14 protein-coding genes, 1 tRNA gene and 1 pseudogene are annotated in these 16,219 nt (G+C 70.8%); 7 read left to right on the forward strand and 9 right to left on the reverse strand.

The window, feature by feature from the left end:
• Positions 1 to 160 precede the first annotated feature (160 nt).
• The 3 genes from KK483_RS35300 to KK483_RS09945 all read right to left on the reverse strand — a co-directional run bounded on the left by KK483_RS35300 (position 161) and on the right by KK483_RS09945 (position 2,589).
• Positions 161 to 598: a hypothetical protein gene (locus KK483_RS35300; RefSeq protein WP_313878645.1), complete on the reverse strand. Its 438-nt coding sequence runs from the start codon at positions 596 to 598 to the stop codon at positions 161 to 163.
• A 232-nt stretch (positions 599 to 830) separates the two neighbouring features.
• Positions 831 to 1,199, reverse strand: a complete 369-nt coding sequence (locus KK483_RS09940; RefSeq protein WP_262004860.1) for an N-acetyltransferase — start codon at positions 1,197 to 1,199, stop codon at positions 831 to 833.
• Positions 1,200 to 1,605: 406 nt separating this feature from the next.
• Positions 1,606 to 2,589: a nucleotidyltransferase domain-containing protein gene (locus KK483_RS09945; protein ID WP_262004861.1), complete on the reverse strand. Its 984-nt coding sequence runs from the start codon at positions 2,587 to 2,589 to the stop codon at positions 1,606 to 1,608.
• A 338-nt stretch (positions 2,590 to 2,927) separates the two neighbouring features.
• Between KK483_RS09945 and KK483_RS09950 the strand changes: the two genes are divergently transcribed.
• The gene (locus KK483_RS09950; protein ID WP_262004862.1) at positions 2,928 to 4,049 is read left to right on the forward strand and encodes an RICIN domain-containing protein; all 1,122 of its coding nucleotides are present in this window, start codon (positions 2,928 to 2,930) and stop codon (positions 4,047 to 4,049) included.
• 275 nt (positions 4,050 to 4,324) lie between these two features.
• On the opposite strand, the gene KK483_RS09955 is transcribed toward KK483_RS09950, so the two are convergent.
• Together KK483_RS09955 and KK483_RS09960 are read right to left on the reverse strand one after the other, a co-directional pair.
• Positions 4,325 to 4,774, reverse strand: a complete 450-nt coding sequence (locus KK483_RS09955; protein WP_262004863.1) for an immunity 26/phosphotriesterase HocA family protein — start codon at positions 4,772 to 4,774, stop codon at positions 4,325 to 4,327.
• A gap of 402 nt (positions 4,775 to 5,176) precedes the next feature.
• Positions 5,177 to 5,251: transfer RNA gene (locus KK483_RS09960), tRNA-Val, on the reverse strand.
• A 269-nt stretch (positions 5,252 to 5,520) separates the two neighbouring features.
• Here KK483_RS09960 and KK483_RS09965 point away from each other — a divergent pair.
• The 5 genes and pseudogenes from KK483_RS09965 to KK483_RS09985 form a co-directional block, all read left to right on the forward strand.
• The gene (locus KK483_RS09965) at positions 5,521 to 6,264 is read left to right on the forward strand and encodes a DUF4097 domain-containing protein (protein ID WP_262004864.1); all 744 of its coding nucleotides are present in this window, start codon (positions 5,521 to 5,523) and stop codon (positions 6,262 to 6,264) included.
• Between the two features lie 96 nt (positions 6,265 to 6,360).
• Positions 6,361 to 7,746 carry a hypothetical protein gene (locus KK483_RS09970; protein ID WP_262004865.1) on the forward strand — a complete coding sequence of 462 codons (1,386 nt, stop codon included), beginning with the start codon at positions 6,361 to 6,363 and terminating at the stop codon, positions 7,744 to 7,746.
• Between the two features lie 48 nt (positions 7,747 to 7,794).
• On the forward strand, positions 7,795 to 8,340 hold the full coding sequence (locus tag KK483_RS09975; protein ID WP_262004866.1) for a DUF4383 domain-containing protein: 546 nt from the start codon (positions 7,795 to 7,797) through the stop codon (positions 8,338 to 8,340).
• Positions 8,341 to 8,453: 113 nt separating this feature from the next.
• On the forward strand, positions 8,454 to 8,675 hold the full coding sequence (locus tag KK483_RS09980; protein ID WP_262004867.1) for a zinc ribbon domain-containing protein: 222 nt from the start codon (positions 8,454 to 8,456) through the stop codon (positions 8,673 to 8,675).
• A gap of 95 nt (positions 8,676 to 8,770) precedes the next feature.
• A pseudogene (locus KK483_RS09985) lies at positions 8,771 to 9,376 on the forward strand (DedA family protein); the annotation flags it as partial.
• Between the two features lie 93 nt (positions 9,377 to 9,469).
• Here KK483_RS09985 and KK483_RS09990 read toward each other — a convergent pair.
• The 3 genes from KK483_RS09990 to KK483_RS10000 form a co-directional block, all read right to left on the reverse strand.
• Entirely contained in the window at positions 9,470 to 10,381 is a 912-nt protein-coding gene (locus KK483_RS09990) for an HAD family hydrolase (RefSeq protein WP_262009418.1), read from the reverse strand.
• Positions 10,382 to 10,452: 71 nt separating this feature from the next.
• Positions 10,453 to 12,996 (reverse strand): phosphoribosyltransferase, encoded by a 2,544-nt coding sequence (locus tag KK483_RS09995; RefSeq protein ID WP_262004868.1) that lies wholly within the window; start codon positions 12,994 to 12,996, stop codon positions 10,453 to 10,455.
• A gap of 38 nt (positions 12,997 to 13,034) precedes the next feature.
• Complete coding sequence (locus KK483_RS10000; RefSeq protein WP_262004869.1) at positions 13,035 to 14,198, reverse strand: HpcH/HpaI aldolase/citrate lyase family protein; 1,164 nt, start codon at positions 14,196 to 14,198, stop codon at positions 13,035 to 13,037.
• Between the two features lie 208 nt (positions 14,199 to 14,406).
• On the opposite strand from KK483_RS10000, the gene KK483_RS10005 reads away from it, so the two are divergent.
• The gene (locus KK483_RS10005; RefSeq protein WP_262004870.1) at positions 14,407 to 15,348 is read left to right on the forward strand and encodes a TerD family protein; all 942 of its coding nucleotides are present in this window, start codon (positions 14,407 to 14,409) and stop codon (positions 15,346 to 15,348) included.
• A gap of 25 nt (positions 15,349 to 15,373) precedes the next feature.
• Here the strand turns inward: KK483_RS10005 and KK483_RS10010 are convergent, their stop codons facing one another.
• Complete coding sequence (locus tag KK483_RS10010; RefSeq protein WP_262004871.1) at positions 15,374 to 16,114, reverse strand: Tellurium resistance; 741 nt, start codon at positions 16,112 to 16,114, stop codon at positions 15,374 to 15,376.
• Positions 16,115 to 16,219: the final 105 nt, after the last annotated feature.

A 16,219-nucleotide genomic window follows, 5' to 3' on the forward strand; every position in this document is an offset into this window, starting at 1 on the left:
ATCCGGGACGTCGAAGGCCCCCAGTGTTGATCCGCTGGGGGCCTTTGCGCTGGGGGCGGCTGCGCATACAGCGCATCGGCCAGTTCGGCGCTGCTCGCCCCCCTTGGCGTGGTGAGGCCCGGCCGCATACGGTCGCGGCCGGGCCAGAGTCGGTGGCTGATCAGGATTCGGGGCAGAGCGTCTTGCGCAGCCCGAAGTTGATGTGGCTTCCGTCCTCATCGGTCAGCGTGACTCCGTCGTAGGAGAACCGCTGAGCAGCACTGTGGTCCGGGTTCGTCGCGCCGCCGTCGAGTGCCGCGCACTGGTTGCGGGCCGCGTTGATGGCCTTGTCCTCGTCATGGGTGAGCTTGCCGTTGACGTCATGGATGGCCGCGAGGACGGCGGATCGCTCGGCGCCGGTGGGCTCGGGCGGCACGCCGGCGCTCTTGGCGGCGCCGGTGCCGTCTGCGGCACTCGACGCCTTGGGTGCGGTGCTCTTGTCGGGTGCGGTGCTCTTGATGGTGCCGTCCTTGCTGTCGCTGCCCTTGTCGCTGCTGCAACCGACGACGGTTACGGCAATTACGGCGGCGATGGCCGCGGTGGTGGTGCGGATGCGCATGGTCCCCCCTGGGTGTGATACGCGTAGGGACATGGTGCGGCAGGTGGGGCGCTGTGGCTGTGGCGGTGACAGAGTAGTGACCTGCTGCGGACGCGCTTGAAGCGATCCGCTCCCCGTGGCGGTCGCTGCCTCCCGGGACGGATCGCCGTGCTGGTGCTCGCGCGATGCTGCGGCTCTATCTAGGCGGACACGAAGCCAGCGGGCACCGTCCGTCGATTTCCCCCCCGTGAGCTCACTGAGCCGGAAGGGCGAGCCGCAGCACGATCTCGCCGTCGTCGATCTCCCCGGTGGGCTCGAACCCGAACTTCCGGTAGAAGGGCCACGGTTCGCCGTCGCCGGGCTCGTAGCTGGTCAGCAGCTCGGTGGCGCCGTCCGCTCGAACCAGGGCGGCGACCTGCGTGAGCGCCTCCCAGCCGATCCCCCGCTTCTGGTACCGCTTGTCGACGAGGAGGCGCCAGATGAAGTGCCGCCCCTTGTAAGGGCCGGCCGGCGGTTTCCATGACAGCATCACGAAGCCGACCGGCTCGTCACCGCGGTACACGGCGCGGTACCAGGGATTGGCCTCCGGCGTCTTTGCCGCCTCCTTGAGCGACTTGGACACGGACGCGACGAATTGCTTCTGGTCACGTCGGACGCGGAGGGCACGAACGGCATCCCGGTTGTCGTCGGTGATCTCCCGTAGGTGCACATCTGGGGACCTCAAGCCACACCCCTTCCCGCATCCGGCAGCTGCGCCATCCGGGCCGTCGTGAATAGCCGCGCACCGGGCGGCATTCCCTTGTGCATCCTCATTCCCAAAAGCACCGGATTGGACGTCCATGCAGCGTATTCGACACAGACGATCTCGAGCGGGACTGGCACGCCGGTCCCTGACCGCGACAGGCACGAGAGGGGCACGGCAAGGCGGCCGGAGCGCGCCATCAATAGGTGGCGCGAGGGCGCCACGGTCAGCCACTCACACGCCACGAAGACCGGATGCCAGCGCCTCCGCAACTGATCAGACGCACTTATGCGAGCTCAGCGGCAATGAGTTCCAGCTCGGCCAGGTGCTCGTCCAAGCCGAGATCGGGCGAGCCCGTCCAGGGACCGTCGAGGTCCGGGCGGCGGCGATGGACATGGATGGCGAACGCCACGATCTGGTCGCGGGCGTTCTGCGCGGCGGTCACCTGCTCACCCACTGCCTGCCTGGCCGTCCAGCACAGGGCGATGCGCTCCTGCAACCACAGGGGCGCCAACGGCTCGCGGAGCATCACGTCGGCCGGTAGCGCACCGGCCGCCTTGGCTATCCGGTCCGCCAGCGGGCGTTCGCCGTGTGCGTCGGCCATCCGTTCAAATCGGGTCCACTCACGTCCCATCGACCCCAATCGTTCTCCCCACCCTTCCAGGGCCACGTGCCGCAGCGCCCGGGCCGCTTCGCGCAGCTGATACGTGGCTTCCGCCAGCTGCCCGGCCGCCTGGTCCTCCCGTGCACGCCTGCCCGCGGCGGCCGCGGCTCTTCGCCACCAGCCGATGCGCGCAGCTACCACTGCGGGATCGAACCGCATCGCATCGATCCAATCGCGGAACTCCGCAAGTAGCGCGTCGGCAGCTCCGACGGGTCGGGCGCGATATGCCTTGTCCAATGCGTGGAACCAGCGAGAGTCCGCCAAGAGCTGCTCCACGGCCCATGCCGGCCCCGAGGTGACGGCCTGTACGACTTCGTCGACGGTGAAAGCGAGCCGGCCGATGTCGAGCGACTGCGGCCGACCGCTGTCCGACCACCAGTCCACCAACTCCACCCGGTGCCGCTGGATCTCCGCAGACACGGTGCTGGGATCGGAGGAGTACACGGGAAGCAGGTCGATGTCCGACATCGGCCACGGCTCACCGCGGCCGATACTTCCGCCGAGAAGCAACCCATGCACTCCAGGAATTTCCCCCAGGATCTGCACGGCCTCTTTGAGCCGCTGCTGCTGAAGTTCCCTCCAGCGTGGAGACGGATGCACAGTCATCTCCCCTCGTGGCCGACGCGCTTGTCCATCGTGCCTTGTTAGCCTGGAGATGCCCCGCATGGTTTCGCGCTCGCCGTCGGTCACGCGGGCGGGAATGTCACATCGGTCTCGAACCGTGGTCTGCGGAGCAGACGGCGTGGACCTTGACGGGGACGACGTCGGCCGCCTGCACACCCTGGGTCCGCCCAACACACCAGCCTCGCGCTCGGATTGGAGAGGATCCCTGAATTTCCTGCGCGAGGGGCTGCGGCCCGATCACTCTCCTGATAGGTCTAGGCCAGTTGCCGGGAATCCCTGGCCCACCAGAGGGAGAGCGTGTGTTCACGAAACGCCGCTGCATGGCCTTAATCGCAGCAACCGCCGGGCTGCTGCTGGCAGTTCCCCAGACGGCAGAAGCATCGGTCGGGGGTGGGAACGTCTCGATCAGCTGGTCGATACCTGGCGCGCCCTCCGGAGGGCTCGGCGACGTCACCTTCCCGATCACCGTCAACCGCGACACCGCGCACCAGGTGGGCACGTACTTCGCCCAGCAGTTCAGCTTCCAGCAGAACGTGGCGGGCTACACCGGGTTGCAGCCCCGCGTGAACAAGGACGGGAAGGAGCGCCTCCGGGGTGTCTTCTCCCTCTTCGGCGCGGGCGCGAGCACTTCGGACCCCAACTGCAGCACTGGTGCCGACGGAGGTGCCGGAGTGAGCTGCGGGATCGAGTTCGACGCTGTGTACGGCCACACATATCACCTCACAGTGCAACGTACGGGCACCGATACATGGGCCGGGGCCGCGCGCGACACGACCACCGGCTCCACCGTGCACATCGGCAGCTACACGGTGCCCGCCGGGAGCGGCAATCTCGAACCCTCCCAGGGCGGATTCGTCGAGTACTACGCGGGCGTCGCCAGCTGTTCGACCATGCCCCGCTCCGACGTGGTCTTCGGCGGCCCCACGAGCACCGCCTCGGGCGGTCTGAGCGGCACAAGCCGCGCCAACTACGAGTACAGCAACTGCGTGGGCGAGTCCAACTACCAGGCGCAGTCGACCGGGAACGGTACGCACGTGACCCGCGGCTACCTCAGCGGCCCGCCGTTCAAGCTGGTCTCCACGGCGTCCGGGCGCTGCCTGGACGCCAACGGCCGCAGCGACGGCGCACCGGTGTCGATCTGGGACTGTCACGGCGGCGAGAACCAGCAGTGGCTGCTCAGCCCCGAAGGCCACCTGGTGACCAACTACGGCTGCCTGGACGCCCAGGACCACGGCACCACACCCGGTACCCCGGTCAAGAACTGGGAGTGCAACGGCGGCGGGAACCAGCAGTGGACGCTCAACGCCAACGGCACCGTCACCGGCGTCCAGTCGGGCCTGTGCCTCGGCGTCACCGGAAGCGGCACGAGCAACGGGGCCACCGTCGAACTGCAGACCTGCAACGGCAGCGCCGGCCAGAAATGGACGCGCACGGTTTCGTGAAAGGCCGACAGTCTGTGTGACCCTCCTGGTCTCCACACCCGGATTGGCGCGGGGGCTGACACTCCGGCTGCCGCGCTGGTCCGGGTGGCGTCGCCCGGGTCGCCGCACCGTAGGCGGGCCAGGGCGAACAACGTCTTTTGGCTGGCGGGGGGAATTTGCGCCAGCGAGTGCCTACCTCGGGCCGCCGGCAGGTGAGGTGCTCGGCGAGCAAGCACAGTGCGTCCAGTGCGCATTGGCGGGTACGCCATGGGGCTGCAGGAGCCCACACCTTGGCATCACGGCTTCAGGCGCAACGATTCCACCCACTTGTTCGGGCGGCCGCCGAAGTGGTCCCGTAGCCGGTCTTCGATATGGCCAGCAGTCCAGACGGCAGCCCGCTCCAGCTTCTGACACTCCTCAAGCGTCGCTGGTATCTCGCTGCCGACCCCGGTGAATGGATCGATGCGATAGACCGTGGTGCAGCCGCTGAGCGGATCTTGCTTGCTGTAGAGATGGACCTCGGTCTGTTCGTCGTGGGTCAGGGACACCACATCGAGCAGTTCCCAGCCGCCACGGCGGCGAAATGCAGCATCCATGACCCAGACCTTGAAGGCAACGGGAGCAGCGACGATCTCGATGAGATCGACAGGCGCTCCAGACCTGCCGACCAGGTCGTAAAACTCGACACACACGCCAGTGAGCTGCCTTCCGAAGGCGCATCGGTCCTCACCCAAATCGATGCGCACCACCCTTCCCGGGGCCCTGTTCGCGCGAGCCTTAGTGATCTTTCTGTGCTCTGATGCGCCGTGCTCCATAAGCGGATTATCACCGTCGTTCCCGTGGCCTTGGCCAACCGGGCTGCTGGGGGAGCAGCGTACGTTCGCGATCGGTGCCGACCGCCAAAGCCGTCTTCTGTTCGTTGGCTCGTGCCGCGCGCGTCCGGCGGCCCGGCGGAACGGGGCGAAGACAGGAGCGTCGCCCGGCGCCAAGCCGGGCGCGCGGCGAGGGGAGCGAGCCGCCTTGAACCCCGTAGAGAAGATTTCTTACTGACCACCCCCACGGTGGTCGCGGGCTGTGATCGTCACCTGTTGGCGGTCAGAAGTAGATGTCGAAGGCCCCCAGCCTTGATCGGTTGGGGGCCTTTTCACTGGTGGGCGCGGACGGTTTCGAACCGCCGACATCTGCTTTGTAAGAGCAGCGCTCTACCCCTGAGCTACGCACCCGGAATGAAGCAACAGCGTACATGGCCCCCGGGTGGGTGCCGCAAACCAGATCGGCGCGGGGGTGGGCCGGGGAAGGGGGCGGGGTGGTGGGGAGAACCCCACCGCGGATCGGGTGGCGGGCCGGATCGTGTGTGAGGGGGGGAAGGATTCTAGCGTGGAGGTGTCGTCGCAGCTCAGGGGCGGTCCTGGGCCGTCAGGGGCAGGGAGTGATCACTGTGGGGACGTTCCGGGATCAGCGCGCGGCGCACCGGTGGCGGGGGTGGCGGCGCGTGAGCGGTGCGCTCGGTGGGGTGGTGGTCGTCGCCTTCGGAGTCGGCGGGTGTGCCGACGCCGAGGCCGAGGGGGCGGTCGTGGAGCGGAAGGCGTTCGCGTTGGCGGGGGAGACGCTGACGATCGACGCCGGGGATTCCGCCGTCGATATCGTGCCGGCCGACGTGGGGTCGGTGGAGGTGGAGCGGCGCGTCGACGGGTGGGTGTTCATCGGGAAGGGGCCTGATCCGGTGTGGGAGATGCGGGAGGGGACGCTGAAGCTCGGGGTGAGCTGCGAGGCCGTCGCGAGTGACTGCGAGGCGCGGCATGCGGTGAAGGTGCCGCGCGGGGTCGCCGTGACCGTGCGGGGTGACAACGGGGATGTGACCGCGAGCGGGTTCGACACGGCGCTGGCGCTGCGGTCGGACAACGGCAGGGTGACCGTGCGGGACTCGAGCGGGCCGCTGGAGCTGGTCAGCGACAACGGCGAGATCGTCGGTGAGCGGCTCGCCGCCAGGGCCGTGTCCGCCGACTCGGACAACGGCGAGGTGCGGCTGGGCTTCGCCGTCGTACCCGATCTGGTGGACAGTTCCAGCGCGAACGGCGAGACCGTCATCGAGCTGCCCGGCTCGGGGGCGTACCGCGTGACCGCATCGGCCGGCAACGGCAACGCGAAGGTGGATGTCAGGGAGGATCCGAGGAGCGGGCACGTCATCAAGGCGCGCAGCGACAACGGTGACATCGTCGTGCGGCGGACGACGTGAGGAAATGAGTTCGGGAGCGAACTGACGGGCCCGTGTGTTCGTCCTTACCCGGTGGGAGAATGAACCGGCAGGGCGGACTCGGCACGGGAGAGGGATGTGACGGCGACACACGCGCGGCCGCACTCTGGGGCGAGAGGGAGAGCGGGTGTCGCGCGGGGTGTGCAGGAGTTCGCCGCCCTGGTGCTGCTGCCGCTGCCTCTCGTCGTCGCCGTACTGCCGGCGGCGTTCGCCGCGGGGGGCGGGGGCAACCGGCGGTGGTTCGGGGGACGCGGGGAGAGTCAGCGGGCCGAGGCCCAGGCCGCGAAGGACGCCGCCGCCGCGGCCTTCTACGAGCTGGACACGGCCCAGCGCGATCTGCGGATCTCGATCGAGACGATCACGGCCGTGGACAGCTCGCCGGGCGCGCGCCGGGTGGCGGAGGAGTTCGCCGCGCTGGGGCGGCGGATCGACGAGGTCAGCCATGTGTACATCGCGGCGGTCGACGCGCACGACCTCGACCGGGACGGCCTGGAGGCGTCGGTCGCGGCCCGGGCGCGTACGGAGCTGACGAAGGCCAAGGACGAGCTGGTACGGGTCAAGGGCGAGCTCGACCGGTTCGCGCAGGGGCTCGGTCCGCTCCTCGACAAGGCGGAGACGCAGCTGGCCAGGCTCGCGCCGGCGGTGGAGCGGGCGCGGCAGGCGCTCCTCGCCGCGAGCAACGCGCTCGACGCCGCACGGGGCTCCGGCCTGCGCGCGGACGATCTCGCCGCCCGGCTGGCCGCCCTCGCACCCGAGCTGACCAGGCTCAACGAGGGCGCGGGCCGCCATGGCGTCGCGGAGACGCTGCAGCGCGCCGACCGGGTCGTACGGGACGCGGAGGCGGTACGGACCGAGGCCGAGCGGCTCCCCGAGCGCGCCGCGGAGATCGACAAGCGGCTGGTGTCGCTGCGTACGCGTGCACAGGCGCTCACCACCCGCGCGGGCGGCGTCGAGCCCGTCCTCAGCGAGCTGCGGCGCCGCTTCACCGCCGCCTGCTGGCAGGATCTGCAGCCCGTACCGGACCAGGCCGCGGAGAACGTGCGCCGGGCCGAGGAGAAGCTCAAGGAGGCGGCGAAGGCGCGCGACGAGCAGCGCTGGCCGGACGCGACGGCCCTGCTCGGCACCGTCCGGGCGTTGCTGAACAGCACCGACGAGGCCGTGTCGGCCGCCGGTGACCGGCTGCGCCGCCTGGACGCCGTCGCCAAGGACCCGGAGCAGGAGATCGAGCGCACCCGCTTCGCGATCCGCGACGCCCAGCGGCTGGCCATGGCGGGGCGCAACACTCCGGATCCGCGCCATGCCCGGCCCCTCGACGACGCGGTGGCCCGGCTGGAGAGGGCCGTCGCGGGTCTCGAAGGCCGCCACCCCGACTACTGGCACTTCCTGACCGAGACGGAGGCCGTACGGCAGGGCGTGGCCCGGGTCGTGGCACAGATCCGAAGCGAGCGCGGCACGGGGGCCTGAGGCATGCTGGTGTGAGGCACGTTCGCGTACGCCAGTAGGGAGGCCGTCATGGCATCCACTCACGCCCCGCACGCTGAGCATCACAAGAACGCCTTCCGTGTCGTCCTGGACGAGCATCTGCCCGTCGACCACCGGCTGAGCCAGGTCTACCGGATCGGTGCCGGGCTCATGGGCCTGGTGCTGCTGGCCTTCGGGATCCTCGGGCTGACCCGCAACATCGGCTTCTTCGACACGGGCAACAATGCGGTCGCCGGCCTCAACTCCAACGGCACGCTGAGCATTCTCTCCATCTGCATCGGGCTGCTGCTGTTCGTCGGGATGGTCATCGGCGGCAACTTCGCCTCGACGCTCAACATGGTGCTCGGTGTCCTCTTCATCCTCAGCGGGTTCGTGAACCTCGGACTGCTGGACACCCAGGGGAACTTCCTCAACTTCCGGATCCAGAACGTCATCTTCAGCTTCGTCGTCGGCATCATGCTGATGTGGTTCGGGATGTACGGCAGGGTCGGCAGCGCGCTCCCGCACGACAATCCGTACTGGAAGGCGCGCCACCCGGACGAGGCCGCGGCCGAGGCGCAGGCCCGCCGCGCCTGAGGAGGGCGACGAGGAGGAGGGGCGGACGGGCGGGCGGACGAGCCGACGGACAGGCGGACAAGCGGACAGGCGGACGGGCGGCTGATCCACCGGACACCCCCTAGTCTGGTGGCATGCCCCGTTACGAGTACCGCTGCCGCTCCTGCGACGACACCTTCGAGCTGAGCCGGCCGATGGCCGAGTCCTCCGAGCCCGCGGTCTGCCCCGTCGGGCACGAGGACACGGTGAAGCTGCTGTCCGCCGTCGCCGTCGGCGGTACGAGCGCGGCGCCGGCCGCGGCCCCTCGCGCGGGAGGCGGCGGAGGCGGCTGCTGCGGGGGCGGCTGCTGCGGCTGACCCTCGCCGCGACCCTCCAATTTGGCTTCAGGCTGCCTTCAGCCGGGGCTTTCTAGCGTTGCGGCCATGGACCACGACGTCATCGAGAGCGCCGCATGAGCAGCGCGCCCGGCTGGATCAACGGGCTCATGGACACGCTGGGTGCACCCGGCGCGGGCATCGCCGTCGCCCTGGAGAACCTCTTCCCGCCACTGCCCAGCGAAGTCATCCTGCCCCTGGCGGGCTTCGCCTCCGCGACCGGCCGGATGGACCTCTTCGCCGCGCTCCTGTGGACGACCATCGGCTCGGTGACGGGCGCGCTCGCGCTGTACGGGGCCGGGGCGCTGCTGGGCCGGGACCGTATGGTCGCGATCGCCGTGCGCCTGCCGCTGGTGAATCCGGCGGACATCGAACGGACGGAGGCGTGGTTCGCCCGGCACGGCACGAAGGCGGTCTTCTTCGGCCGCATGATCCCGGTCTTCCGCAGCCTGATATCCGTGCCGGCGGGGATCGAGCGGATGCCGCTGCCGGTGTTCCTGGCGCTGACGACGCTGGGAAGCGCGGTGTGGAACACGGTGTTCGTGCTCGCCGGGTACGCACTGGGCGACAACTGGCAGGAGGTCACCGGGTACGTCGAGACGTACTCGAAGGTGGTCCTGGGCGCCGCGGCGACGGCGGTGCTGCTCTTCGTAGCGGTGCGCGTGCTCAAGCCGGGGCGGGGGGGCGCGCCGGGGATAGCCCGTGTGCGGTGGGCACGGAACCCACCGCACACCCCGAGCGCACCCCCTGACGGCACCCCGCCTGACCGCGCCCCCTCAGCCGCGTACCGCCTCCGCAGAGGACGAGACCGGGACGGCGGCCGGCGCCGGCAGCAGCGGTGCCGGCAGGGAGGCCGTACCGGCGGCCGTCGAGACGAAGCGGCGCAGGATCTCCTCGCCCGCGGCGACACCACGCTCGGGAAGCACCGTGACGTGCGGCGCCGACCAGCCCGTGTCCGCGAGTTCGCCGTGGGACGGGCGCCATGCGTGGTCGGCGGTGAGGAGGAGATCGGCGTCGAGGAGGGAGTCGCCGGCCGCCAGGACCACCTCCGCGCCGGTGCGGCGGACGACTTCGTGGACGGCCGCGCTCTTGGTGAGGGGCTTCGGGACGGCGTAGATCTTGCGGCCCTGGAGGGAGACCGTCCAGCCCTTCGTCTCCGCCCACGCGGAGAGCTCCTCCAGCCAGCCCTCCGGCAGCTGCGCGCGGTCGACGACGAGGTAGGCGAAGAGATCCTCGGCGATCCGCTCCTTGAGCACCCACGCCGGGTCGGCCGCCGCGAGCATGTGGTCGCGCACCTCGGCGAGCGAGGCGCACTCGTCCGCGAGCCGGGCCGCGACCGCCCGCCGCCAGTCGCGGTCGGAGCCGCCGTCGACCAGCAGATGCCCGCCGTTCGCGCAGATCGCGAACCGCGGCGGCGGGCCGGGCAGTTGGATCCTGCGGAACTGCTTGCGCGTCCGCGTCGTGGTCGGTACGAAGACGGCGTCGCGGGACAGGCCGGCGAGCAGCCCCGCGGCCGTCTCCGTCATGTACGACAGCGGCTTCCTCTCGTGCACCTCGACGCAGAGCAACCGGGGGGCCGCCGCGTCGGGCACCGTCAGCTGGAGCGCCGCCGAGGAGTAGATGAGCGTACGGTCCAGATCGCTCGCGATCAGAGCGGTCGGGGTGGTCGCGGCGGTCGGGGCCCCCATCACCGCGCCCGCGGGAGTCACCGCGCCCGCGGGAGTCGCGGCACCTGCGGTGCTCGGGGAGGTCGTGGCGTTCACTGCGCGGCCACCGCCTTGCCGTCGGCGCCGGTCGCCCCGCGCGTGTACCGGGGATGGATCAGCCCGACGCAGGTGTACGGCAGGTCGTCGACCTCCTCGACCGGCACGCCGCGCTGCTCCGCAAGGAGCCGTACGTGGTCGAGGTCCGCTCCCGCGCCCCGCTTGGCCAGGATCTTCCAGGGGACGCGGCGCAGCAGCACCCGGGTGGTCTCGCCGACGCCCGGCTTGACCAGATTGACGTCGTGGATGCCGTACTCCTCGCTGATCCGCTCCACCGCGGCCCAGCCGGCCCAGGTGGGCGCCCGGTCCGCCGCGAGCACCTCCTTGACCTCGGCGTCGACGGCGTCGGCGACCTCGTCGAAGCGGGCCTCGACGGTGTCCAGGAAGTGGCCCGACACATCGGCGTCCGCCAGCTCGCGGTAGTGCTTCGCGCCGTGGAAGTCGTAGGGGCCGACCAGGTCGGCGCGCAGGACGGTGCGGGAGATCAGGCCGGAGACCGTGGAGTTGAGGCAGGCGGAGGGGATGAGGAAGTCCTCGCGGGTGCCGTACGTGCGGACGCAGCCGCCCGGGTCGGCGAGGACCGCGATCTCGGGGTCGAAGCCGTCGAACTCGGCGAACTCGGCGATCGCGGCGGCCAGTTCGCGCGAGATCGCGCCCTTGCCGGTCCAGCCGTCGACGAACACGACGTCGGCCGGGTCGTGATGGGCCGCGAGCCAGCGCAGGGCGTTGGTGTCAATGCCGCGGCCGCGGACGATGGAGACGGCGTAGTGCGGCAGGTCCAGGCCGTGGCGGTGCTGCGCCCAGCGGCGCATCAGTACGCCGACGGGGGTGCCTGCGCGGGCCAGCGAGACGAGGACGGGGCGCGCGGACCGCTCCGCGAGCACGGTCTCGGTGACGGTGCCGACGGCCCGGGCGATCCGGGCGGCGGAGGTGTCGAGTGCGGCGCGGAACAGCTGCTGGTACTGCTCGCTCGGCTGGTACTCGACGGGCAGCGACTCGGCGTAGTGCGCGCCACCGCTCTGTATCGCCTCCTCGCGCTCCTCGGTCGGCGCTTCGAGCTCGACGTCCGAGAGGTCCTGGAGCAGCCAGCCGACCTCGTCGGGGGCGTAGGAGGAGAAGCTGGGTCCGCGGAGCGGCTCGGGCAGCATGGGTTCCCTTTCGGGAGTTTCAGGGGCGGGGGCGTAGCTGGGGACGACGGCGAGCACGACGCGCGGTATGCGGGCCGAAAGCTGCGCCAGCAGGCCGTCGGGGGCGTGCAGCTCGGGGGTGTCGGCGGTGGAGTCGACGACGGCGACGACCGCGTCGAAGCCGCCGCCCGCGATGTTGTACGCGTACCGCTCGCCGGGCCCGTCGGCCGGGTCGTCATGGGCGGGGAAGGCGATACGGGTGCGTATCGCGTAGCCGGGGTCGTCCACGGCGAGCACGGGTGAGCGGGTCGTCGTCGAGTACCGCACCTCCAGGCCGGCGTCGCCCCGCGCTTCCAGGGCGCGTGCGAGCCGCAGCGGTGTGTACATCAGCTCCTCGCAGCCGAGGACGAGGACGCGCCGGACAGCGGCCTCCCCTCCGCCCGCACCGGCACCGGCACCGGCGACCGCACCCGCTTCGGCGCCGTTGCCTGCCGGGGAGCCGAGCGCCCCGGCGACACGGGCCGCCATGGCGGGCAGGGCCGCCTCCAGCGCGGCCCGGTGGGCGGGCATGAACCCGTGCCGTCCCCCGTCGGGGACGCCCACGGGCCACTCCAGCTCGACGCGCACCGCCGCGGCGCCACACGCGCCGGCCCCGGGCCCCCCGGGGACTCCTGGGGCGGCGCCGACGGCCGCGTTCTCGTGCTCCACCACCAGCGCCTGGCCCTTCTCCAGCACGCCCTCCGGCAGTCGCACCGTGCCCCCGGCCGTGGCCACCAGGTCGATCCGGGCGCCGATCTCCTCGGCGAAGACCTCCAGCCGGGCGGCGTCGGCCGCCGAGCGCATATCGACCAGGGCGACGACCACGTACCGCTCACGCGGATAGCGTTCGTGCAGGTCACGAATGGTGTTGAGGACCGTGTTGCCGGTCGAGAACTCGTCGTCCACGAGCACCAGCGGCCCCTCCCCCGCCAGCAGCTTCGGGTCCTCCGGGAGCAGCAGATGCGAGGTGGCGTGCGAGTGGGCCTCCTCGAAGCCGCCCGCCCTGGCGACGCCGTCGACCGGGCGGCGCGTGGAGTGGAGATACGGGACGGGGCCGAGGCCGTCCGCGACCGAGTGGCCGAGGCCGGTGGCGGTCTCCGCGTAGCCGACGACCACGGCGCGTGCCGCCTCGTCCCTGCCGAGCAGATCCCGCACCCGCAGGCCGAGCTCGAAGCCGTGTCCGTACACCACGCGGGGGCTCTGCGGCACATGCTTGCCGAGCACGTGCGAGACCAGCAGATGGGCCCGCTTGGGGTTGCGCCGCAGGGCGAGGCCCAGCATGTCCTTCAGCCCGTCGTCGCCGACGAGCTCGACTCCGAGCCGCTGGGCGACCCAGTTTCCCGACCACTCCACTACTTCGGTTTCCTCCGTCATCGGATGGTTCGACGCCCGGGGCGCGGGCCCCTCGGCCATCAGTCGGCGAGCCCGGCGGTGAGCAGCTCCACGAAGCCGACGTCCTCGCGTGCGACCCCGAACACCTCGGCGCGCTGGAGCGTGCGCTCCGCCCAGGCGCGGTGCGGCTTGACCTCGTTCATTTTGTTCGTGTAGGCCGAGCGCATCACTCCGCCTCCTCCCAGCTCCGGGCGAAGGATGTCCTGCGCGTCGCTGAACTCCTCATGACTGACGACCGACAGCGCGTGCACGGGCAGCACATGGGAGGGGTGGATACAGGTCTTGCCGAGCAGACCGTTCGCCCGGTCCATCTCGATCTCCCGCAGCAGACCGTCCAGGTCGTGCTCGATCAGTGCAGTACGCAACTTCTCGGCCCGCACCTCCTGGAAGGGGCTCCGGCGCAGCTGGGGCTTGAACATGCGCTCCTGGAGGCGGAAGTACTCCCAGACCGGACCGGTGATGGTGAACCCGGTCCCGTCGGAGCGACCGAGCACATTGACGACGTCCGCAATGACATTCGCGACGATCTGGACATCGTACGCCGTCATGTCGGGCGTCCGCCTCAGTCCGTACGCCGAGCAGAAGTCGGTGACGCCGAGACGCAGCGCGAGCACCCGGTCCCGGTGCCGGTCGACGGTGCGGGCGATGCCGGCCAGGGCCGTCCTCCTGGTCTCCAGATGCAGCAGCTCGGGCGACTCCAGCACCGGCATGACGTACAGCCGGCGGTCGCATACGGCTTCGGCGGCGGCGAGCGCCTCCAGAAACGCCTCTCCGCGCTCCTCCGTGAACTTCGGCAGTACGAATCCGGACAGCAGCCGGATGCCGGGGCCGAGGCGCTGGACGAGATCCTGGATCTGGCCGGGCTCCCGGACCCGGATGAAGAGCAGGGGCACTTCCGCGCCACGTTCTTCGAGGTCATCGAACTGGCGGACGAGGTTCTCCTCGGCGCCCGGAACCTCGGCGTCGTCGATGGAATCCTCCAGGCAGAGCACCATGGAGACGACTCCGCGGGCCGCCTGCTTGAGGACGTCGTCCGCGAGCCGGGGCCGCGTCGCGGGGCTGTAGAGCGTCGCTCCGAGGGCGACCGAAAGCGTACCCAGGGGCGCGTCGGCGCCGAATTCCAACGGCTCCTGGTGGAACAGTTCCTTGCGCGCAGTCGCCGGGATATGCCCGAAATGACGCATGTGAATCCCCCGTACTGGCGTGGCGGCCGGTCGTTTGGGTGGCCGGTAATAGTACGTAGGTGCAGGTGTCAGGAGTTCCCTGACTTCGTGAAATCCAGGTAACCCGTACGCTGCCCGTCCCCGACTCAGACTTCCCGGCTCCGGACGCGGGCATGCCCTGCCGCCCCCGCGTTGTCCGTGCGGGGCACGGGAAGGCAGGATGACCGTCATGACGCACGCGATGCTGAAGGGCTCGAACGTTCCGCTCGGCGCGACGGCGGTACGGGCCGTACTGCGCTGGTCCGCGGGCCCCGGGGTGCCGGACGTGGACGCCTCCGCCCTGCTGCTGGGCTCCGACGGCCGTGTGCGCTCCGACGAGGACTTCGTCTTCTACAACCAGCCCCGCCACCCCTCCGGGCTGGTGCGGCTGATGCCCAAGAAGCGGGTCGCCGAGGGCCTGACCGACACCGTCCAGGCGGATGTCGGCGCGCTCGACGCTTCGGTCGACCAGGTGGTGCTCGCGGCCTCGTCCGACGGCGGCAGTTTCTCCGGTGTGCCGGATCTACGGATCGCGCTGTACGACGCGGGGGCGGCGGACGGCGAGCCGCTGGCCGTGTTCGACGTGCGGCCGGAGACGGGCGAGGAGACCGCGATCATCTGCGGTGAGCTGTACCGGCGCGGGGACGGCTGGAAGTTCCGGGCGGTGGGGCAGGGCTATCCGACCGGGCTGATCGGCCTCGCCACGGCGTTCGGCATCTCGGTCGACGAGACCGAGCCGCAGCCGGAGGCGGAGGGCGAGGACCGGACGCAGGCGGCCCTGACGCAGCCGGAGCCGACCGTCCCGCCCCAGTCGCAGCCCCAGCCCCAGCCCCAGCCCCAGTCACAGCCGCAGCCGCAGCCGCAGCCCGAGACACAGGCGCAGGTAGCCGCGCCCCAGCCGGCGTACGGCTACCCGCAGCCGACCCAGGCCCAGCCGCAGCCGGCGCCGCAGCCCGCGTACGGCTACCCCCAGCCCGCCTACGGCCACCCGCAGCAGACGTCACCGCAGACGTCGCCGCAGCCCTCGGCCCAGCCCGCGTACGGCTATCCGCAGCCCGCCGCCGCGGCCGCCCCGGCACCGGACCCGAACTTCCGGCTGCCCGCGATGGGCCCCCAGTTCATCCGCCAGTAGGGCCGGCCGGGACCCTGCTTGCCGCTCACGCCTTGGTCTTGTAGCCGCGGCCCCACTGCAGTCCCCAGCCGTACAGCCGGTCCAGCTCCGCCTGGAAGCCGTACACGAACTTCACCTCGCGGCGCACGATGAGCTCGCCCTTGACGTTGTCCACGGTGAACACCGCGCACGAGCGGGCCTGCGGGGCGCGCTCGTCCAGCTCTATCTCCACGCGCGGCCCGTTGCTCGGGTACAGCGTCACCTTCGCGTGCGTACGGTCGAAGGCGGGCGTCCGGTCGTAGATGTAGACGAAGAACAGCAGCCGCTTGATCGACTCGCGGTGGTCGAGGTTGACGAAGAGCGTCTCCCCGGAGGGGGCGCCGAACCGGTCGTCGCCGCTGAGCCTGACGTACGGCGGCTCGTTGAGGCTGCCGAAGAAGCTGCCGAGCGGCTGGACCACGCCCTTGCTGCCGTCCATCAGCTCGTAGAGGCAGCCGAGGTCGAGGTCGACATTGACCACGCCCTGGGTGTGTGCCTGGACGACGTCGGGCTGGAAGAGCTTGAGCGGATGGCGCAGCAGCCGGCCGCTCTGCTTGGAGCGGCCCTCGATATCGGAGGTCCGCATCCGCCACGACAGATTGACCCGGAGGTTTCCGGTGGTGGCGCCCTGCTTGGTCAGCGAGACCTGCGGATGCCGCCGGGTCAGCTGAATCGAGTTGGTCGCCGCGCTCCCCGAGTCGAACTGCGCCGCGGCCCCGCCGCGCCACCAACTGTCCCAGAAGGCCATGTCCCCACCCCTGCCTGCCTGCGCCTGCCCCTTCCGGGGCCCGATCCCGAACGCCGCGCGGGGCGGCCCGGAGGCCGTCGCTCGCGCCTCCTGGCCGCCCCGCTG

Origin of the sequence: Streptomyces sp. FIT100 (assembly GCF_024584805.1) — a bacterium.
Classification (GTDB): Bacteria; Actinomycetota; Actinomycetes; order Streptomycetales; family Streptomycetaceae; genus Streptomyces.